Source organism: Meiothermus sp. (assembly GCF_026004115.1).
Lineage (GTDB): Bacteria > Deinococcota > Deinococci > Deinococcales > Thermaceae > Meiothermus.
The window spans coordinates 316,918-336,323 of the sequence record NZ_BPIM01000001.1 but is presented as its reverse complement, the minus strand read 5'-3'; the positions used below and the strand labels follow the sequence as shown (position 1 = coordinate 336,323).

The following is a 19,406-nucleotide window of genomic DNA, read 5'->3' as shown; positions in this document are numbered from 1 at the left end:
GGCCCCCCTGGCGATATACCCGCCAGGGGTAAGCATTCTAACGGTGGGCTGGACGGTTTACAGCACAATCCCAACTTGCCACAATATCCTGCAACGGGAATTGCCGGGGAGGTGCTTGTCGGTGGAAGATATAGATACCCAAGTAAAACGCTATTTTCGTACCCATTTTCATCTGGCTGCGCCCCTTTCGCCGGGCCGCTTTGAAAGCGCGCTGGCCAGACGCATTGGCAGCCCTGCCCGACGAAGACCCATTCTGGAGGCTTGGAAAGCCTACCTGGGAGCGGAAGGGGGCAACCTCGAGGCGGTGCGAAGTTTTTACCAGGTGCTGCTCAGCCATCCCAAGGAGCGGCTCGAGGCCCTGGTGTATGCGATGCACCTCCCTTTTATGGAGCTTTACCTGCGGGTTTTACCCCAAACCTTACCGGCAGAGGGCCGGGTACTGGAGGTAGGTGCCTTCACCGGGGCCCTGGTGACGCTGCTGCAAGAGGCCCGGCCCGAGCTGGAGTGGCACGCCCTGGAGGGTGTTGCAGAGGCCGTCCGCCTGGGAAGGGCCCGCACCGGCGAGGTGGTGCAGTGGCATGAGGGGTGGTTCCCCGAGCAGCAAAACCTGCCGACCATGGATGCGGTGCTGCTGCTGTCCTGTTTGCCGGAAGGGTACCTGGGAGACTTGCCCTCGACCCTCGAGGAAGAGGCTTACCTGGCGCACTTTGACCTGCTTCGCCGTTTGCAGGGTCTGGCGGGATTGCTAAAGCCGGGGGGGTTGCTGGTCTATAGCCATGGCCCTTTTTTGGGCAAAAACCCCCAGGCGGTGATGGGGGCCCTGGAACAGATGGGCTTCGGTGATGTGCGGCTGATAGGCGAAGGGGAGTACGCTCTTCTAACGGCCCAGATGCCCCCGGATCTGGTTTTACCCGTGCCTGCACCACAAGTTCGGCCCACCGATGCAGCTTCGGTTACGGTCGAATCCAACCCCCTTCCAGACACAGAGGAGATCTGGGCCTTGCTCGAGCAGGGTGCTTATGCCCAGGTGCTGGAGCGCATACCCTCCAGCGCCGGGGGAGAGCTGGCGTATTTGCGCGGCCGGGCCCTCTGGGCTTTATCGCGCTTCGCCGAAGCCGACGAAGCCCTGGCACAAGCGCACCACCCCGAAGCCGAAACGCTGCGGGTGCTTTGCTGGGCCGAACTGGAAGAGTACCCAAAGGCCTTACCCCGCCTGGAGGAGCTTTCCAGCCGGGGAGGACGGTATAAGTTTGCCTTGGGCAAAGTTTACCTGGGCCTGGGGCGTTTGTCGGATGCGCTGCGACAGTTTTACGAGAGCGGCCTCCCCGAGGCCGAGGTCTACCTCAAGTCCACCCTCGAGCGTATCGAGGAGCGGGTGTTGCGCTTGTTTCGCGAAGGCGACTGGAGCGAGTCCAGCCGCCGGGTGGAGTTCGTCGAAGACCTATCGCCCGAACTGCTTACAAGAGGTTTGCTGCGGGTGGGTTTGCAGTCCGCATTGCAACAAGGCCTATGGGGCCGTGCGGCCCGCTACGCCCAGCGCCTTTATGTTCTGGGAGAGTCCCACGGGGCTTTGGGGTTGGCCCTGTCGGGCCTGAAGGTGCGAAGCCCCGAAGCACTGGACGGGGTACCGCTGGCCGACCTCAAGGAGGTAGAGCCCTACCTGACCGATGCGGTCGCCCGTGCCGAGGACGCCACCGCGCTCCTGGCTTTGGGGCTGCTGCGGCACCGGGAGGGGCGGTACGCCGAGGCAGTGCGCTACCTCGAGCGGGCCGCGCAGGCCTCCCGTGGCGAACCGGCTGGGCTGGCCTACCACCTATTGGCCCTCTCCAAGCGGTTCTTGGGCTATCCCATACAGGAGATTTTAGGCGATCACAAGCGGGCCCACGCACACCGGGCCTACCCGGTTCGACAGCTATTTGAGCTGGCTCAGGAAGCCTTTGAAGCTGGTGAGCCCGTGCTGGCCAAAGAGTTTTTGGGCCGGGTGCGAGAAGCGGGACTTCAACCTTTTGGCGAGATTGAGCCGGTGCTGAAACTGGTCGAGACCCTGGAGGGCCCCTGGGAGGCCTTTCGTATGCTGGCCCAGAGCCTGAAACAAACCCCGGAGCCTCCGCTGGAGCACCTCGAGCTGGCCTACCGGCTTTCGCGCAGCTTTTCCCAGAGCCAGGAGGCTGGGGCCGTGCGAGGGCAGTACCTGGCCGCGCTGTATAACGCCGGGCAAGCTTTGGGGGCCGAGGGGCTCTTGCTGGCCGAGCTGGCCCGCAACCCCGAAGCCCTGGAGGTGCTGTACGACCTGGCCGAACACTACGAGCGAACTGGGGCCTACCAGAAGGCCACCGAGATCTGGCGCAAAGCCCTGGATATTGCTTACTACTGGGAAAAAGACCTGGCACTTTCACGCGAAATTCTGCGTAACCTGCTCTTTTTGAACCCCACCAACCCTGAGCTTCAGCTATACCTGGAGGAGCTCAAGGCCACCTCGAGGGCCCTCGCTACCCTGGAGGGCACCCCGGATACCCTGGTCGGCGCGACGGCCGAAAGCCTGATGCGCGAGGCACTGCCCCGCTTCCATGGAGAGTATTTGATGGTGGTTGGGGGCCACACCCAGCTTCGAAGCCGCCTGACCCCTATTCTGAAAAACCAGGGCCTCGAGCTCGACTGGTTTGACTCCGACAGCCACGCCGCCGGGCGGGAGGTATTGCGGCGCATCCAGAGCCGGCTCGAGCGAGCCCACGGCCTTATGATCATCAGCAGCTATGTGGGCCACGACCTCTCCGAGCCGGTGCGCCTGGAGGCCGAGAACCTGGGGGTGCCGGTCTACATCACGCCTGGAAGGGCCAGGGGCATCACCGGATTCTTGCGAGCGGTGGCGGAGTTTGCTCCGCAAATTTTCAAACGGGCCCTGAGGGGCTAGCGGATAGAAAGTTCAAAGCAGGGCTTGCAAAAATCCCTCGGCCTGACGAACCGCCTCCTCCAGGCTGGGCTGTCCACCAGGGTAAAAGAGCGCCCGGCTGGCCGAGTTCAGCAACCCCGCTCCACGGAGGGCCTCGCCTCCCTGGGCCCCTAAACCTGGCAAGAGCAGCAAGGAGTGCGGCAAACGGCCTCGAATGTCGCCAATTTGACCAGGATAGGTTGCCCCCACCACAGCCGCCACGCGCGACCACGGGCCCACCCGCTGCTGTTCGGCCTGTTGGGCCAGATAGTCCGCTACGGCCTGGTAGAGGGTTCCCCCCTTGGCTAGGGGTAAATCCTGGAAAAGCCCGGAGCCCGGATTGGAGGTCTTGACCAGTACAAAGACCGCGCCCCCCGATGATTGAGCGGCTTGGAAAAAGGGTTCCAGGGCATCGCTCCCCAGATAAGGGTTCACCGTTAGGGCCGAGCCGGGGTAGGCCTCGAGGTAGGCCTTGGCGTAGGCTTCGGCGGTGGAGCCGATGTCGCCGCGCTTGGCATCTATAATCACCGGCAAGGAGAGCACCCGGGCCCCCGCCATCAGTTCGTGCATCAGGGCAAACCCCTGAGGCCCCAGGGCCTCGAAAAAAGCCGTTTGAAACTTGACTGCACCTAGCCGCGAAGCCAGGGCCTCCATCAGCTCCAGGGTGTAGCGGCGGATGTGGGTCAGGGGCTCCGGCCCGTGCAGACTGGGCCGGGGGTCAACCCCCAGCACCAGGGGGGGGCGCCCTTCGACCTCTTCCACAAACTCCATATACACGAGCCTACTCTTTGTCACCTGAGATGCAAAGTAGCCCTGATGCAGGATTCATAAAGATACCGGCCTGACGATATTGCGAACCAGAAGGTCCAATCGTGTTTGTAATCTGGTCTGGCCGCACATTTGTGGCTGCTCTAGCCGTCGAGCCACTTCAACTCGAGCCGTGCCTCCAGATGCCCGACCTCGAGCTTCCGCACATTCCGTACCACGGGCCGACGCCATTCCAGCTCTACCTCGGGCGAGAGAATGCCGAGTTCTTCCAGCAGCCGGATGATCATGGGTTCCCGGGCCTCGTTGGAGCCGCTCTCCACCTTGAGCGCAATCCCAAGGTTGCCCCAGCGGGTGTTTCGCAGGGCCATGCCGTAGTAGCCGTCGGCGCCGCGCTTGGCAACCAGTTGGGGCAGGTGTTGCATCAGCACGGTGTCGATGCTGTGGGGGCCTGCGACCAGGTCGGGGTGCTGTCGCATGGCCTGAAAAATGGCCTGCAAACCTTCCTGGTACTGGGGTGGGGCAGCCGCTGGCTCTGCCAGCAGGGCAAACATGCGGGCAGCAGAGGCCAGGGGCAGCACGAAGGTGGGCACGCTGCATCCATCCACCCCGTAAGGGATGTGCGCTTGACCCGAAAGTTCCCGCAGGGTTTGCAGATTGAGCTGCTGCACCGGGTGTTCGGGCTGCTCGTAGCCTTTGGGGTCGGCCCCCAGCGCCAGGGCTGTCGCCAGCATGCCGGTATGTTTACCCGAGCAGTTGTTGTGCAGCACGCTTGGGGGCTGGTCTGCCTGCTGCAGGGCCTTCCTGGCTGCGGGGTCGAAGGGCAGGTGGGCACCACAGGCCAGGTAGCTTTCGTCCAGGCCAATCTTGCGCAGGTAGTTGGCGGCCATGGCCACATGCGGCTCCATGCCGTCGTGGGAGGCGCAGGTCAGGGCCACCTCGGCCGGGGTGATGCCAAAACGCTCGATGGCCCCACTCACATAAAGGGCCAGGGCCTGGAAGGGCTTGGCCGAGGAACGCATATGCGCGGCCAGATGGGGGTTGCCAGAGTAGGCCAGCAGGCTGCCCAGGGGCCCCACCATGGCCAGCGAGACCTTGTGCCGGTTTTCGATGTGGCCCCCGCGGTAGACGTAGGTATAAGCATCCATTGCCCATAGCCTATCGCTTTGTTGGGGGGTTGATAAGCCATTCGCTGGGGATATCGGGCTGCCTTACCCCAAAAAACCATCTTTTCTGGCCGCTCCCTGCTACCCTGATGGCATGCAAAAGCTATGGGCGGTGTGGTTGGTGCTGGGGTTGTCGGTGGCGCAAGCCCCGCAAGCAGCGGTGCTGCTGCGCCTGAACGATGCGCAGAATGCCGTGGTGGTAGGGGCTTTTCAAGCAGGACGCTTTACCCAGACGGAAAAGCTAACCCGCCTCGAGGCCCGGCGCTACCTGGTGTTTGGGCCCCAAGGCCGTATCAACCAGGCCCAGGGAGCTGGAGGGTTAAAAACCCCGGATATCTGCGACTGGAATCGGGAAACGCCCCTGACGCTGCTCGAGCGCCGCGCTATACAGTACCCCGCTTACGCCCTCTTTGCCCCCTGGAACCCCCAGCCGCGCCCGGTGGCCTCGTTTGCACCTGCGGCTGCCCACCTGCAGGCGGTGGGGGTCGAACTCAGCCGCTTGGGTATAAAAAAGGCCCCCAGCGTTACCCAGGCCCTGCGCACCGACCTCGATGGCGACGGACGCGACGAAGTTATTCTGAGCGCCAACCAGCCGGGTTTCTCTATCAACCAGGGCCAAATCGAAGGGCGCTATGCCCAGGAGGTAGGCGACTATGGCCTGGTGCTGGTGCGCAAGCTGCTGAGCGATACCGACCTGCGGACGTATGTGCTGGAGGCGACCCACCTCAAAAAACCCTTCGACGGCACCGAGGGGATGCCCACCGTGATTACCCGCCGGGTTGGGGCCATCCTCGATCTCGATGGTGACGGCAAGATGGAAATCATCACCGAGGACTGGGTGCACGAGGGCTGGGGCAGCAAGGTCTGGCGCTGGGACGGAAGGCGGTTTGTAAAGGTGCTCGAGTGGGGCTGTGGGGTTTGAGGCGCAAAGGTTTGTAGCCGGCTTTTGGCAGCGAGCAAACCGAATCGGGCGGCCAGAACCCCAGGCTCTTCTGGAGTTCATGCTACATAAAGCCACCCCCGCTTTCGTAACCCCGCAGACGGTCTTCGCATTAGATCGGGCCGTCCCAGGAAACTGCCTCTGGGTGAGGCGGGCGCAAGCATCATCCCGGAGGTGAGGGGGTGACTGTTGGGGCCATTGCCAGTTTGTAGTGTACCTTGCTATGGTTTCTTCGGATCAAACCACAAACTGCCCTAGAGCCAGTTCGCCACGGCAATAGTTGACCGGGGGCTTTGCTTTGACTTGCCGATGACATGCCACAGAAAATATATGTTGTGGAGGTATAAGGAATGAAACGCAGAGACCTAATCAAAGCAGGTGTCGTAGCAGGTGCAGCAGCGGCTCTATCGGCCCAGGCCCAAAGCGCCCAGGCCAACCAGCCGGGCATTCTGGCCCGTGCCCGCAACCTGATTTTCTTCGCTTACGACGGCATGGGTTGGGAAGACTATGCCATTGCCCAGTTCTACTCGAGGCGCGTACTGGGCAAGCCGCTGGCCCTCGAGCGCTTCCTGGCCACCGGCGTGAGCGGCCTGCAAAACACCAACAGCCTCACCAGCTTCGTCACCGAGTCGAGCGCCGCCGGCACCGCCTGGAGCACCGGGGTCAAGACCGTCAACGGCGGGCTGGCCATACACATCGACGGGCGCAAACTCACCCCCATCTTTGCCCTGGCCAAGCAGCAAGGCAAGGCGGTGGGGCTGGTCTCCACCGCTACCATCACCCACGCCACCCCGGCCAGCTTCGTGGTTTCCAACCCCGACCGCAACGCCGAGGAGCAAATTGCCGAACAGTACCTTGATTTTGGCGCCGAAGTGTACCTGGGCGGCGGTACCCGCTTTTTCGACCCCGCGGTGCGGCGCGATAAGAAGGACATGTACGCGGCTTTTGCCGAAAAGGGCTATGGGGTGGTGAAAAACCCCAGGGAGCTCCAGGCTTCCAACGCCTCTAAGCTCCTGGGGGTGTTTAGCAGCAGCCACGTACCCTACGAGGCCGACCGGCGTTTCCAAGGCGTAGACGTGCCCAGCCTGGCCCAGATGACCCGGGCCGCCCTGCCGCGCCTGGCCGCCCATTCCCGGGGGTTCGTGCTCCAGGTCGAGGCCGCCCGCATCGACCACGCCAACCACCTCAACGACCCTGTCGGAAGCATGTGGGATATTCTGGCTGCCGATGAAGCCCTCGAGGTGGTGATGAACTTTGTGGACCAGAACCCCGACACCCTCCTCATCATCGGCTCTGACCACGTTTGTGGGGCCCCTGCGCTCTACGGTACGGGTTCTTCGTACCGCGAGGGCAGCGCGGGGGTGTTGCAGCTCGAGGGCCAAAAGGGCACCTTCGAATATATTCTGGGCCGCCTGGGCAACAACCCCAGCCCCGATCAGGTGGTGGAAATTTTCCGCACCGTCAAAGGTGTCACCCTCAAACCCGAGCAGGCCCAGGCGGTGGTGGATGCCATCACCAAGCGGGTTTACCTGCCGGACGGGGTGCGCTATGGGGTTCAGCCGGCCAACACCCTGTCCTGGGTGATGCGCCAGACCAACGCCAGCAAACCCGACCTGCCCAACATCGGCTGGAACTCCGGCCAGCACACGGCTGGGCCCACCCTGTTTGGGGTGTACGGTCGGGGTGTAGGTGCCGTGCGCATAGGTCTGATTGACAACACCTACAACTTCACCCTGATGACCCGGGCCCTGGGTATCCGCTTCCAGAACCCGGTTATGAGCGAACAGGAGGCCCTCGAGGTGCTCAAGGCGCGGGCCGAGAGCCCCATCCTGCACCCCCAGGATGTGATGGCCTAGCCGGACTTACCCCTAAGCGGGGTGGCCTCGCGCAGAAGCGGGGCCACCCCCACCGCTTTAGCAGCTTTGAAATACAGGAGTCCTCGTGACCCGTCGACAAGCCACCAAAGCCTTGCTGGTGAGTACCATCGGGGTTGTAGCGGGCGCGGGCCGGGCCCAGGCCCCAGCACCCCAGCGCATTGCCGAGCTGGGTCGGCTGGGCGAGGTCGGGTCCGATGTGCCCTTTGATTTTGCCCGCCAGAAAGCGCTGCTGGTGCGGGTGCCCCCACCGCAAAAACCCAACCCTCGAGTGCTCCAGGCGGGCTCGATCTACCTGACCGCCTTCAGCCGTACCTGTACCCATGCTGGCTGCATCGTTCCGCTGCCCGACCAGCGCGGCCTTATGGAGTGCGGCTGCCACGGAAGCCGTTTCCGCGCCGATGGGGTGCTTCTGGATGGCCCCGCCCCTACCGACCTGCGGGCGATTGCCCTCGAGCTTCGCCAGAACGAGGTTTGGGCCGTGGGCTGGCTGGAAAACCCCTAGAGTGGTTCCAACCAGTACCCAGCAGGCGACAGACAAAACACCTGCCGATAAGGCCAGTTTGTGACTTGCCTCAGCAAGGGTGATGTTCAATCTCGACCCTCCAAGAGCACAGCTTCCACATCCTCTGGATGCGATTGAGGTAATATATCGCTGGTGTTCAGCACAGTAGGCGGGTTGTCGCCGAGAATCTCATGCTTGACCCGTTCCCATAAAACCGGGGCATGCACCCAGCCAAAGCTTACTGGAGCACCTGGCAATACCCAATTCAGGAGGTATGTATGGCAGGCAAGTTTGTGCTCTCCACCACCGCAGATGGGCAGTATATGTTCAACCTCAAGGCCGGCAACGGCGAGACCATTCTCACCAGCGAGCGTTACCAGAGCAAGGATGGAGCCCTCAACGGTATTGATTCAGTGCGCAAGAACGCCCCTCTGGATGAGCGCTATGAGCGCCGCACGGCCAGCAACGGTGCCCCCTACTTTGTGCTCAAGGCCGCCAACCACCAAGAAATTGGGCGCAGCGAGATGTATAGCTCCCCAGCAGCCATGGAAAACGGCATGGCCTCGGTCAAGCGCAACGCTCCCGAAGCTGCCCTGGATGACCAAACCGCCTCATAGCAAGGGAAAATCGGGCCGGTAAGGTGGGCCTTGCAGCAGGGCCCGCCGCACCTCTTCCACCAGGACTCCTACCCGGATGCCCTGGTGGGTTTCAGGGAGGCTTTCCAGGTGCTTTAGGGCCTTCTCGAAATTGCGCCAACCGCCCCTGGGGTTGGTACGGGCTTTGTGCAGGGCGGCGGCCAGCAGGATGATACCGTGGGTCAGTTCGCGGTCAGACCCCGAGAGCTTTAGCCAGAGGGGCTCTAAAGCCTCGTGAACCTCCCAGAATTGGCCCTGCCGCCACAGCTTCTGGGCCTCGATGTATTCTGGCATACCCAGCAAATGCGAATTCTGCACTATAAAAAGTGTATCGGCTCCCCCTGCAGCCTGCCAAGCGTGCTAGAGTATGGAGCTTGAAGGGCTACCCCGGCCCACAGTGCGAGGTAAACAACTATGGCCAAACCTATCGAAGTGAACGATGCAAACTTTGACGCAACCCTCAAGGAAAATCAGTACGTGCTGGTGGATTTCTGGGCCGAGTGGTGCGGCCCTTGCCGCATGGTGGCCCCGGTCATGGAAGAGCTGGCCAAAGAATACGAAGGCAAGGTGACGGTGGCCAAGCTGGATGTGGACGCCAACCCACAAACTGCCATGAAATTCCGGGTTATGAGCATTCCCACCATTATTTTGTTCAAGAACGGCCAGCCGGTAGAGGTGATGGTGGGTGCCGCGCCCAAGAACAACTTTGTGGCCCGGCTCAACAAACACGTGTCGGTAAGCGCCTAGGCGACTGGTCGGGCGCACCCCCTTACCTTACCGGGCAAGGGGGATTATGCTTTTTTATTGATGCAAACCCACCACCTCAACATCAACGACCCTGCGTTCGTTTACGACCCATACCCCACCCTGGCCGACCTGCGGGAGAATTTACCGGTCTTCTACGACGAGGTCTGGAACAAAATTTTTTTCTTGCGCTACGAAGACATCGCCAACCTGTTGCGTGATAGGCGGCTGGGACGCTCGATTACCCACATCCTCTCGCGCGATGAGCTGGGCTGGCCCCCGCCCAACCCCCTGACCCGCGACTTCGACCACTTCCAGGAAAACCACATGCTCGACAACGAGCCGCCCAAGCATACCCGCCTCAAAGGCCTGATGATGAAAGCCTTTACCCCGGCCCGGGTAGAAGGGCTGCGGGGAAAAATCCAGAAGATTGTGAATGATCTGCTCGACCGTGCGGAAGACCGGGGCCAGATGGATCTGCTGACCGACTACGCTGAACCCCTGCCGGTAACGGTAATCGCCGAGCTTTTGGGCGTTCCTGAGGAAGACCGCCACCGCTTGCGCCCTTGGTCGGCGAAAATTGTGAAGCTATACGAGCTAGGCTACACCGATACGCAGGCCAAAGAAGCCAACCAGGCGGTGGTGGAGTTTTCTGCTTACATCAAGCAACTGGCCGATGAGCGCCGTAAAAAGCCCGGCGAAGACCTGATTTCGGCGCTGGTACAGGTCGAAGAACAAGGCGATAAGCTCACCCCCGACGAGCTGGTGGCCAACTGCATTTTGCTGCTCAATGCCGGCCACGAGGCCACTGTCAATGGCACCACTGCGGGTTTTCTGGCCCTCGCGCGCAACCTCGAGCAGATGGAACGGGCCAGGGAGGCCGCGGCCAAAAACCAGCCCGAGTTTTTCAAGCTGGCCGTGGAGGAACTGCTGCGCTACGACACCCCCCTGCCCATGTTCGAGCGCTGGGTGCTGGAAGATTTTGACTACAAGGGCATCCCCCTGCGCCGCGGCCAGGAGGTCGCCCTGATGTATGCCTCGGGCAACCGCGACCCGCGCAAGTTCGCCGACCCCGACCGGCTCGAGCTGACCCGAACCGATAACTTCCACCTCACCTTTGGGCTGGGTATTCACTACTGCATTGGGGCGCCCCTGGCCCGTTTGGAGCTGCAAACCTCTTTTCAAACCCTGCTCAAGCGGCTCCCCAGCATCCACCTGGCCACCGACACCATCGAGTACGCCGGTGGGTTCGTGATTCGCGGCCACAAGGCCATGCCGGTGGCCTGGTAGCGTGGCTTCTGTTCGGCTTTAGGCTTTAGGCTATATCCCATGAAGCCGATTGCGCTAGACGCCATGGGGGGCGACCATGCCCCCAGGGTCACGGTCGAAGGGGCGCTCCTGGCCAAAAGCCAGGGGATTCCGGTCGTTTTAGTGGGCCCTACCGATACGCTGAAGGAGGAACTGCGGCGACAAGGGGGCGACCTGCCCATCGTGGAAGCCCCGGAGTACATCACCATGCAAGACCATGCCACCGACGTGCGCAAGAAGCGCCGGGCCTCCATAAACGTGTGCATGGAACTGGTCAAGCAAAAAGAGGCCTCGGCGGTGGTGGCCATGGGGCACACCGGGGCCACGCTGGCCTCGGCTTTGTTCAACCTGGGGCGCATTAAGGGGGTGGATCGGCCCACTCTGCTCATTGAGCTGCCGAGCGAACAAGGCCGCACCTACCTGACCGATGGCGGGGCCAACGTGGACTGTCGCCCAGAGTGGCTGGTGCAGTTTGCCGTCATGGCCACCGCGTATGCCCAGGCCCAGGGGGTGGAGAACCCCAGCGTGGGGCTCCTATCCATCGGCGAAGAGGAGGAAAAGGGCAACGAACTGACCCTAAAAACCTTTCCGCTGCTCAAGGCCACACCGGGTATTCGCTTTTATGGCAATGTGGAAGGGCGCGATATTTTCAAAGGCACCACCGATATTGTGGTCACCGACGGCTATACCGGCAACATAGTGCTCAAGCTTTCCGAAGGCGAGGCGCGCACCCTCTTCAAGTGGGTTCGGGAAGCGCTGAGCGGGGGTTCTCTGCTCACCAAACTGGGGGCCTTGTTGGTGCGGGGGGCCTTGCAGGGCTTGCGGGCCAGGATGGACCCCGCCGAGTACGGCGCGATGCCGCTGTTGGGGGTAGAAGGCCCGGTGTTCATCGGCCACGGTTCCGCCGATGGGCGGGCCGTGCAGAGCGCCGTTCGCAAGGCCAAGGGTGTGGTGGAGGCGGGTCTGGTGGAGCGGGTGCGGGCCGGCATAGGCAGGCTGGCCGGTTTCTAGGAGAAGCTATGGAGACCTCGAGCGTCTGGCTACGCACCATCATCAGCATTGGCCTCTTGATTCTGGGTTTTTGGGTCGGACGGGGCGGCATGGGCCTCCTGACCTGGCTGGGCCGCCTGACCCCAGACGAGCGGGATGACCGCTACTGGCGGGTGGTGGGCTGGCTGTGGTGGGGGGTTACGGGGCTGATGATTGCCTCGCTCATATTGCATGTCTGGGCGGTGGTGCTCGAGCCCCTGCACGGCTGGGGTCGTACCCTGTACGTCTGGCTGGGTGAGCGGGGTCTGTCGGTGCTCTTGATTGCCGGGGCGACCTCGCTGGCGCTGCGTCTGGTGCCCCGGCTGTTGCAACGGGTGCCGGTGGGCACCGGTGAGTTCAGCCGTGAACAGGTGCGGGCCCAGACCCTCAAGAGCGTACTGGAGTCGGTGCTGCAGGTCTTGATTGTGGTGCTGGGGGTGCTTTTTGCCCTCTCCAACCTGGGCCTGAACGTGACCGCCTTGCTGGCCGGGGCCGGGGTGGTGGGGCTTGGTATCTCGCTGGCCGCGCAAAACCTGATCCGGGACGTGCTCAACGGGTTTTTTATTCTGCTGGAAGACCAGTACGGGGTGGGTGATGTGATTACGGTGGGCCAGCTTTCGGGCGGGGTGGAGCGCTTCAATCTGCGGATTACCGTGCTGCGCGACCTGGAGGGCCGGGTGCACTTTATCCCCAACTCCACCATCCAGCAGGTCACGGTCATGAGCCGCGACTGGGCCCGGGCCGTGGTGGATGTCTCGGTGGCCTACGAAACGCCGGTGGACAGGGCCCTGGAGGTCATACGTTCGGAGGCCGAAGCCTTTTACCACGACCCCGAGTGGCGTGACAAGTTCACCGACCAGCCCCCCGAGACCCTGGGCATCCAGCAACTGGCCGACTCGGGCATCCTGATTCGCGTGCTTCTTAACGCCAAACCCAAAGAACAGTGGGCCATTGGCCGGGAGTTCCGCCGCCGCATCAAGCTGCGTCTCGATGCCGAGGGAATCGCCATCCCTTACCCCACCCGGCGCATTGTCAGCACCTGAACCTGTATGCGTGCAACCGCCGCATAGAATGGGGGGGTGAAAACCTGCGATTACCTGATTATCGGTGGGGGCATTGTGGGCCTGACGATTGCCCTCGAGCTCAAAAAGCGCAACCGGGCGGCGAGCATTGTGGTGCTGGAAAAAGAAGCGGAACTGGCCGTACACGGTTCGGGGCGCAACTCGGGGGTGCTGCACGCTGGCTTTTACTACACCGCCGACTCGCTCAAGGCCCGCTTTACGCGCGAGGGCAATGCCCGCTGGAAGCAGTTTGTGGAAGAGCGCGGCCTCCAAATCAACCGCTGCGGCAAGCTGGTAGTGGCCAAAAACGAACAGGAGGTGGAGGGACTGCGCGAACTCAAGCGCCGGGGCGACCGGAACGGTGTCGAGACCTATCTGATCTCCCTCGAGGAGGCCAAAAAAATCGAGCCCCGGGTCAAGTCCACCGAGCTGGCCCTGTGGTCACCCAATACCGCTACCGTAGACCCCAAGGAATGCATGGCGGCCATGGCGGCGGAGTGTCGGGTCCAGGGGATTGAAATTCGCCTGAATAGCCCCTACCAGGCCCGGCGGGGCCAGGATGTCATCACACCCCAGGAGGCCTACAGCGCGGGCTTTGTGGTCAATGCCGCGGGGCTTCATGCCGACAAGGTCGCCCACGACTTTGGCATTGGCCAGCGCTACCGCATTCTGCCTTTCAAGGGCCTGTATGTGTACGGTTCAGAGCCGGTGGGAGCGCTCCGAACGAACATCTACCCGGTGCCCGACCTGCGCAACACCTTCCTGGGCGTCCACTTCACCGTAACGGTGGATGGCAAAGCCAAAATTGGCCCCACCGCCATCCCCGCCTTCTGGCGCGAGAACTACGAGGGACTCAAAGGCTTCGATGCCGCTGAAGCCCTTTCGATCCTGCGCGACGAGGCCATTCTGTTTTTCCGCAACGACTTTAACTTCCGGGGGATTGCCCTGGAGGAAATCAAAAAATACTCGCAGGCCTATTTGGTCAAACAGGCCTCGGCTTTGCTCGAGGGGGTCAGGCTGGAAAACTACCGCACCTGGGGCCGCCCCGGCATCCGCGCCCAGCTCTACGACCACCAGGACAAAAAACTGGTGATGGACTTCATGCTTATGGGCAACCCGGAGGGCCTGCACGTGCTGAACGCCATCTCGCCAGCCTGGACCGCTTCCATGCCCTTTGCCGAGTATGTGGTGGATCAGATCGAGGCCTTGCATAAGGGTAAAGAGGTGGCAAAAGCGTAGTTTTTTGGTCCGTGGTCCATGGTCTATAGTTGAGGGTCTGCGGTCAAAGGCGGGTGGTCTTTTTCCATCGACGACTATCGACTATGGACTATCGACTTTAGCTGAAATAGACTCCTCGCAGAGGAGCCGCTATGAGCCTACATCCCCTGGCGGGCAAACCTGCCCCTCACAGCATTCTGGCTAACATCCCTCGGCTGGTGAGCAGCTACTACGCCCTCCAGCCCAACCCCGAGAACCCCGCCCAGCAGGTGGCCTTCGGCACCAGCGGCCACCGGGGTACTTCGCTGGCGGGCACCTTCAACGAGGCCCAAATTCTGGCGGTCTCGCAGGCGGTGGCCGAGTACCGCGCGGAGCAGGGCATCACCGGGCCGCTTTTTTTGGGGATGGACACCCACGCCCTTTCCGAGGCCGCCTGGATTACCGCGGTAGAGGTACTGACGGCCAATGGGGTGGATGTGCGGGTGGCCAGAGGGCGCGGCTACACCCCCACGCCCCTGGTTTCCCATGCCATCCTCGAGTACAACCGAGGCCGTCAGGGTGGACGATCCCCTTTGGGACAGAGCCCTGGCGGGCCTGTTTACCAGGGCGGACTGGCCGATGGCATCGTGATAACCCCCAGCCACAACCCCCCCCAGGACGGCGGCTTCAAGTACAACCCCCCCAGCGGCGGACCCGCCGACACCAGCGTGACCAAGGTGGTGCAGGAGCGGGCCAACCAAATTCTGCGCGACGGCCTCATCGAGGTAAAGCGCTGGCCCCTAAGCCAGGCTTTGAATACTGTGCAGGAGTTCGACTTCGTCAGGCCCTACGTGCAGCAGTTGAGCAGCATCCTGGATATGGAGGCCATCAAGGCGGCGGGGGTGCGCATTGGGGTAGACCCCCTGGGAGGCACCTCGCTCGAGGTCTGGCAGCAGATTGCCCAGCACTACGGCCTGAACCTGACCATCGTCAACGAACGCATTGACCCCAGCTTTGCCTTCATGACCGTAGACAAAGACGGCAAAATTCGCATGGACTGCTCGTCGCCCTACGCCATGGCCTCGCTGATTGGCCTCAAGGACCGTTTCGACGTGGCCATCGGCAACGACCCCGACGCCGACCGGCACGGCATCGTGACCCCCGATGGGCTGATGAACCCCAACCACTACCTGGCGGTGTGCATCTTCTACCTTTACCAGCACCGTCCCCAGTGGCGGCCGGATATGGGGGTGGGGAAGACCCTGGTCAGCAGCAGCATGATTGACCGGGTGGCCGCTAGTCTGGGCAGGCGGCTGGTGGAAGTGCCGGTGGGCTTCAAATATTTCGTGGATGGGCTGCTGGCAGGAACCATCGGGTTTGGTGGTGAGGAAAGCGCGGGGGCCTCGTTCTTGCGCAAGGACGGTTCGGCCTGGAGCACCGACAAGGACGGTATCGTTCTGGGTTTGCTGGCCGCCGAGATTCTGGCCAAAACCGGCAAATCGCCCAGCCAGCACTACCGCGACCTCGAGGCCCGCTTTGGTGCCTCGGTCTACACCCGTATAGACGCCGAGGCCAACAGCACCCAGAAAAAAGCCCTGGCCAGCCTCTCGCCCGAGATGATCACGGCTACCGAGCTGGCTGGCGAGCCCATTCGGGCCAAACTGACCCGCGCCCCCGGCAATAACGAGCCCATCGGGGGGCTCAAGGTCGTGACCGAGAACGCCTGGTTTGCCGCCCGGCCCTCCGGCACCGAGGACGTGTACAAGATTTATGCCGAAAGCTTCAAGGGCCAAGCACACCTGGAACACGTGCTGATCGAGGCCAGGGAAGTGGTGAATGCGGCTTTCAGGGCGGCGGGGGTTTTGTGAAGATCGGGGTGGTTGCCCCGGCGTAAAGCCTCGAGGTGTGCAGGACATACTCGAGGTCATCGGCAGGTGTAGGTAAAACCGTTGCTAAAGACTTGCTCAACGCCAAGGTTAATCTTGGCTGAATAGCTTCTCACGCCTGCCAGACGGTGTATTCTACCCTGGGGGTGGAGGAGGCCATACATGAAGCGAATCTTCTCAACGGCACTTGGATTTCTACTAGCAGGCTCCGCTCTGGCTGCGCCCGAACTAAGCCCTCAGAGCATCATCGTCAACCCGGTACCCACCGACCTGCAGGTGCGGGTCTGGGTCAACAAAGACCCCGCCAAAACCGGCAACCCGGTTTATCAGATTGGGGAGCGCATCCAGGTTTCGGTGCAGGTCAACCAGGAGGCCTATGTCTACATTTTCAGCGTCAAGTCCACGGGCGAGATTGGCCTGATTCTGCCCAACGCCTTCGACCAGAACAACCTGCTGCGGGCCGGCGAGACCCGTACCTTCCCACCGGCAACCGGGGCCCGCTACAGCCTGGATGTGGGGGGCCCCGAGGGCCAGGACCGGGTGCTGGCCGTGGCCAGCCGCCAGCCGCTTTCGCTCGCACAGATTGCCAACATCCAGACCGGGCAGGTCAACGTGCAGGGCGCCGATAACCTGGCCCGGGCGCTTTCGATTGTGGTCACGCCGCTGCCCGAGCGCGACTGGGTGAGCAACGTGGCCTTTTTTATCGTGGGGCGGGCAGCTGTTACACCGGTACAGCCGGTACAGCCCGGAACGGGAACCCTGAGTGTGAACTCCAACCCTTCGGGCGCTCAGGTGCTGGTGGAAGGCCGTGTGGTGGGCAGTACGCCCCTAAACCTCGTGGTGCGCCCCGGTCGTGTGGATGTGGAACTGCGCCTGGGCGGCTACCAACCTTTCCGTACCTCGGTGCAGGTTCGCCCTGGCGAGACTGCGGTGGTAAACGCCAACCTGACCCCAGTGGTACAGAACGGTCTATTGCAGATAAGCTCCAACCCACAGGGCGCTCAGGTGCTGGTGAATGGCCGGGTGGTGGGCAATACCCCCCTCAACCTGACCGTGCAGCCGGGCCGCTACGACATCGAACTGCGCCTGGGGGGCTACCAGGGGTTCCGCACCTCGGTGGCGGTGGACAACGGGCAGACCGTGCCGGTGAATGTGAACCTGCAGGCCCTGCGGGGAGCGCTCGAGGTTTTCACCAACGTGGAGGCCCGCATCTTCCTGGATGGGCGCGAGGTGGGCCAGACCCGAGGCGGTTTCCTGCGGCTCGAGGATGTAGAACCGGGCAACACGCAACTCGTAGCCCTGGCCCCAGGTTTCCGGGTGGAGGTGCGCGACGTGCGGGCCGAGCCGGGACGGGTGATACAAGTCCGCTTGAACCTGAACCGCGCCCGCTAACTTTTTTTAGCTGTCTGAGCCAAGACGAGGTGGTGGTATGCCGCCTCGTCCATTCTTTGGCTACATGTTGGTCATTCACATTCAGACTTGGGACATGAGACCTGCGACATGCGGCGAGCTGTTATCGCGTTTCCCACAAACACTCCACATGCGATGTGGAGTGTTTTACCCAGAACAGCAAAACCCGATGTTCTGGGTATTCGTGGGAGGCCGCTCTACATGACCTCCAGCAGGGCAAACTTCAGATAGTGCGTTTCCGGCACATTGAGCAGCACCGGATGGTCCCAGCCCTGGCCGCGCTTCTCCAGGACCCGCACGGTGCGGTGGGCGTCGGCGGCGGCCTCGGCAAGCATCTGATAGAAGAGGGGTTCGCTTAGGTGGTGGCTACAAGAAGCGGTGGCCAGGATGCCTCCGCTGGGCAGGAGCTTCATGGCCCGCAGATTAATTTCTTTGTAAGCCGCGTAGGCCCGCTCCAGATCGCGCTTGCCCTTGGCAAAGGCGGGTGGGTCTAGCACAATCAGGTCGTACAAACTGCCGTGTTTTTCTTCCTCCCGTAAAAACTCAAAAGCATTGGCTTCTTTAGCGATGATGTTGGTGAAGCCGTTGGCCTGGGCGTTTTGCTGGGCCCTTTGCAGGGCGGCTACTGAGCTATCTACTGCAATGACCTGCGCAAAGCCCCGGGCCAGGTGGAGGGCAAACGAGCCGTGATAGCTGAACACGTCCAGGGCTTTTTTGCCAGCGAAGGCTCCCAGACGGATACGGTTGTCGCGCTGGTCGATAAAGGCCCCGGTTTTCTGGCCTTGTGCAAGGTCTACACGGTATTGAATAGAACCCTCCTGCACCATCACAAAGTCGGGCACCTGGCCCAGCAAAGCCCTGACGTGCAGGGGCAGCCCCTCCAGGCTGCGGGACTTCTGGTCGTTTTTGGCCAGCAGACTATGCAGGGGAATCTCGGCTTGAATAACCTCCACCAAGGCTTCGGTAAGCGGCTCGAGGGCAGCCGACCCCACCTGTAAAACCCCGTGTCCGGCATAGTAGTCGAGCACCAGGGCCGGGAGCAGGTCGCCCTCGGCATGTACAAGCCGGTAAGCCCCGCCGGGTTCCTGGGCAATGGCGGGTTTGCGCCGCGCCAGAGCTTTGCGGAGGTGCTCGAGCAGCACCTCCAAAGGGTGCTCCGCGTCCTGGAAGCTAAAAACCCGCACCGTGATCTCGGAGGCCGGGTTGTATAAGGCCATCCCCAGAACGCCCCTGTTTGATTGAACCAAGTACAAACCGGGGCTGTCCGGCCCTTCTAGCACATCGCTTCGATAAACCCAGGGGTGATGGGCCAGCAGGCGGGCCGCACCTTTGGGGGTCACTCGAACCTTCACCAAATGAGTCTAACACCAGATTTGGATAAACCTGGCCCTGGACTTGAGGTATATGCGTGGAATTTTTCCATGTTTAGCGGAATGGGTCCGCGTAGCTGCGGCTTGCAGAAACGCCTAAATGTGTGCTTCCCAACAAAAACAGGGCGAAGGACTCTATTGTATGCTGTCTCGCGTTGACATGAATCCTGAGAAATCGCTATGATTTTTAGGGTTCATTTTGAGCAAGTTTTCACTTGCTCACTTTCCCGCTGTACGAACGTTGAACGACGGTAGCAAGAAAGGAGGGAACGTGGCTGGATCAGGACTCATAAAAAGCCTTGCAGAGCGTGAGCAAGCCTTGGCCAAGCAACTTGAAGACGCCAAGCAGGCCGCCCTGGCCAAGGTTCGGGAAGCAGAGGCTAAAGCTGCTCAGATACTGGCCGAAGCAGAGCAGGCTGCGCGGGACTTGGAAGCCCAATACCGAGCCCGCACCGCCGAGGCGGTAGCCAAGATTGAAAGCGAAGCCAGGGCTAAAGCCGAAGCCGAAGCTAAAGCCATCGCCGAGGCGGCAACGGCCAAGGTAGCCGGGGCGGTTCAGGCGGTGCTGGAGGAGGTACTGCCTTGAT

Annotated in this window: 17 protein-coding genes; 13 read left to right on the top strand and 4 right to left on the bottom strand. The window is 61.9% G+C overall.

Going from position 1 to position 19,406, the window contains the following annotated elements:
* Positions 1–130 precede the first annotated feature (130 nt).
* A complete protein-coding gene (locus Q0X23_RS01610) occupies positions 131–2,911 on the top strand; it encodes a tetratricopeptide repeat protein (protein ID WP_297861142.1) in 2,781 nt (926 codons plus the stop codon).
* A gap of 12 nt (positions 2,912–2,923) precedes the next feature.
* Here Q0X23_RS01610 and pyrF read toward each other — a convergent pair whose 3' ends face one another.
* Both pyrF and Q0X23_RS01600 read right to left on the bottom strand, forming a co-directional pair.
* Positions 2,924–3,700 (bottom strand): orotidine-5'-phosphate decarboxylase, encoded by a 777-nt coding sequence (gene pyrF / locus Q0X23_RS01605; RefSeq protein WP_297858659.1) that lies wholly within the window; start codon positions 3,698–3,700, stop codon positions 2,924–2,926.
* A 140-nt stretch (positions 3,701–3,840) separates the two neighbouring features.
* The gene (locus tag Q0X23_RS01600; protein WP_297858658.1) at positions 3,841–4,842 is read right to left on the bottom strand and encodes an asparaginase; all 1,002 of its coding nucleotides are present in this window, start codon (positions 4,840–4,842) and stop codon (positions 3,841–3,843) included.
* A gap of 112 nt (positions 4,843–4,954) precedes the next feature.
* On the opposite strand from Q0X23_RS01600, the gene Q0X23_RS01595 reads away from it, so the two are divergent.
* The 4 genes from Q0X23_RS01595 (at position 4,955) to Q0X23_RS01580 (ending at position 8,796) form a co-directional block, all read left to right on the top strand.
* Entirely contained in the window at positions 4,955–5,782 is an 828-nt protein-coding gene (locus Q0X23_RS01595) for a hypothetical protein (RefSeq protein WP_297858657.1), read from the top strand.
* A 368-nt stretch (positions 5,783–6,150) separates the two neighbouring features.
* Positions 6,151–7,656 (top strand): alkaline phosphatase, encoded by a 1,506-nt coding sequence (locus Q0X23_RS01590; RefSeq protein WP_297858656.1) that lies wholly within the window; start codon positions 6,151–6,153, stop codon positions 7,654–7,656.
* An 85-nt stretch (positions 7,657–7,741) separates the two neighbouring features.
* The gene (locus tag Q0X23_RS01585; RefSeq protein WP_297858655.1) at positions 7,742–8,179 is read left to right on the top strand and encodes a ubiquinol-cytochrome c reductase iron-sulfur subunit; all 438 of its coding nucleotides are present in this window, start codon (positions 7,742–7,744) and stop codon (positions 8,177–8,179) included.
* A 278-nt stretch (positions 8,180–8,457) separates the two neighbouring features.
* Complete coding sequence (locus Q0X23_RS01580) at positions 8,458–8,796, top strand: YegP family protein (protein ID WP_297858654.1); 339 nt, start codon at positions 8,458–8,460, stop codon at positions 8,794–8,796.
* On the opposite strand, the gene Q0X23_RS01575 is transcribed toward Q0X23_RS01580, so the two are convergent.
* Positions 8,791–9,132 carry a DUF309 domain-containing protein gene (locus tag Q0X23_RS01575; protein ID WP_297858653.1) on the bottom strand — a complete coding sequence of 114 codons (342 nt, stop codon included), beginning with the start codon at positions 9,130–9,132 and terminating at the stop codon, positions 8,791–8,793. The two genes, Q0X23_RS01580 and Q0X23_RS01575, sit on opposite strands and share 6 nt — an antisense overlap.
* A gap of 96 nt (positions 9,133–9,228) precedes the next feature.
* Here Q0X23_RS01575 and trxA point away from each other — a divergent pair, with 96 nt between their 5' ends.
* From trxA to Q0X23_RS01540, 7 genes are all read left to right on the top strand, one after another.
* Complete coding sequence (trxA, locus tag Q0X23_RS01570; RefSeq protein WP_119342243.1) at positions 9,229–9,561, top strand: thioredoxin; 333 nt, start codon at positions 9,229–9,231, stop codon at positions 9,559–9,561.
* A 60-nt stretch (positions 9,562–9,621) separates the two neighbouring features.
* Positions 9,622–10,848 carry a cytochrome P450 gene (locus Q0X23_RS01565; RefSeq protein WP_297858652.1) on the top strand — a complete coding sequence of 409 codons (1,227 nt, stop codon included), beginning with the start codon at positions 9,622–9,624 and terminating at the stop codon, positions 10,846–10,848.
* A 39-nt stretch (positions 10,849–10,887) separates the two neighbouring features.
* Positions 10,888–11,877, top strand: a complete 990-nt coding sequence (gene plsX, locus Q0X23_RS01560) for a phosphate acyltransferase PlsX (protein WP_297858651.1) — start codon at positions 10,888–10,890, stop codon at positions 11,875–11,877.
* A gap of 8 nt (positions 11,878–11,885) precedes the next feature.
* Positions 11,886–12,938 carry a mechanosensitive ion channel family protein gene (locus Q0X23_RS01555; RefSeq protein WP_297858650.1) on the top strand — a complete coding sequence of 351 codons (1,053 nt, stop codon included), beginning with the start codon at positions 11,886–11,888 and terminating at the stop codon, positions 12,936–12,938.
* A gap of 36 nt (positions 12,939–12,974) precedes the next feature.
* Positions 12,975–14,195 carry an L-2-hydroxyglutarate oxidase gene (gene lhgO, locus Q0X23_RS01550; protein ID WP_297858649.1) on the top strand — a complete coding sequence of 407 codons (1,221 nt, stop codon included), beginning with the start codon at positions 12,975–12,977 and terminating at the stop codon, positions 14,193–14,195.
* A 131-nt stretch (positions 14,196–14,326) separates the two neighbouring features.
* Positions 14,327–16,021, top strand: a complete 1,695-nt coding sequence (gene pgm / locus Q0X23_RS01545; protein ID WP_297858648.1) for a phosphoglucomutase (alpha-D-glucose-1,6-bisphosphate-dependent) — start codon at positions 14,327–14,329, stop codon at positions 16,019–16,021.
* 180 nt (positions 16,022–16,201) lie between these two features.
* Positions 16,202–17,431, top strand: a complete 1,230-nt coding sequence (locus tag Q0X23_RS01540) for a PEGA domain-containing protein (protein ID WP_297858647.1) — start codon at positions 16,202–16,204, stop codon at positions 17,429–17,431.
* 215 nt (positions 17,432–17,646) lie between these two features.
* On the opposite strand, the gene Q0X23_RS01535 is transcribed toward Q0X23_RS01540, so the two are convergent.
* Positions 17,647–18,801, bottom strand: coding sequence for a class I SAM-dependent rRNA methyltransferase (locus Q0X23_RS01535; protein ID WP_297858646.1), 1,155 nt, complete (start codon positions 18,799–18,801; stop codon positions 17,647–17,649).
* Positions 18,802–19,090: 289 nt separating this feature from the next.
* Between Q0X23_RS01535 and Q0X23_RS01530 the strand changes: the two genes are divergently transcribed.
* A complete protein-coding gene (locus Q0X23_RS01530; RefSeq protein WP_297858645.1) occupies positions 19,091–19,405 on the top strand; it encodes a V-type ATPase subunit subunit G family protein in 315 nt (104 codons plus the stop codon).
* Position 19,406 lies beyond the last annotated feature (1 nt).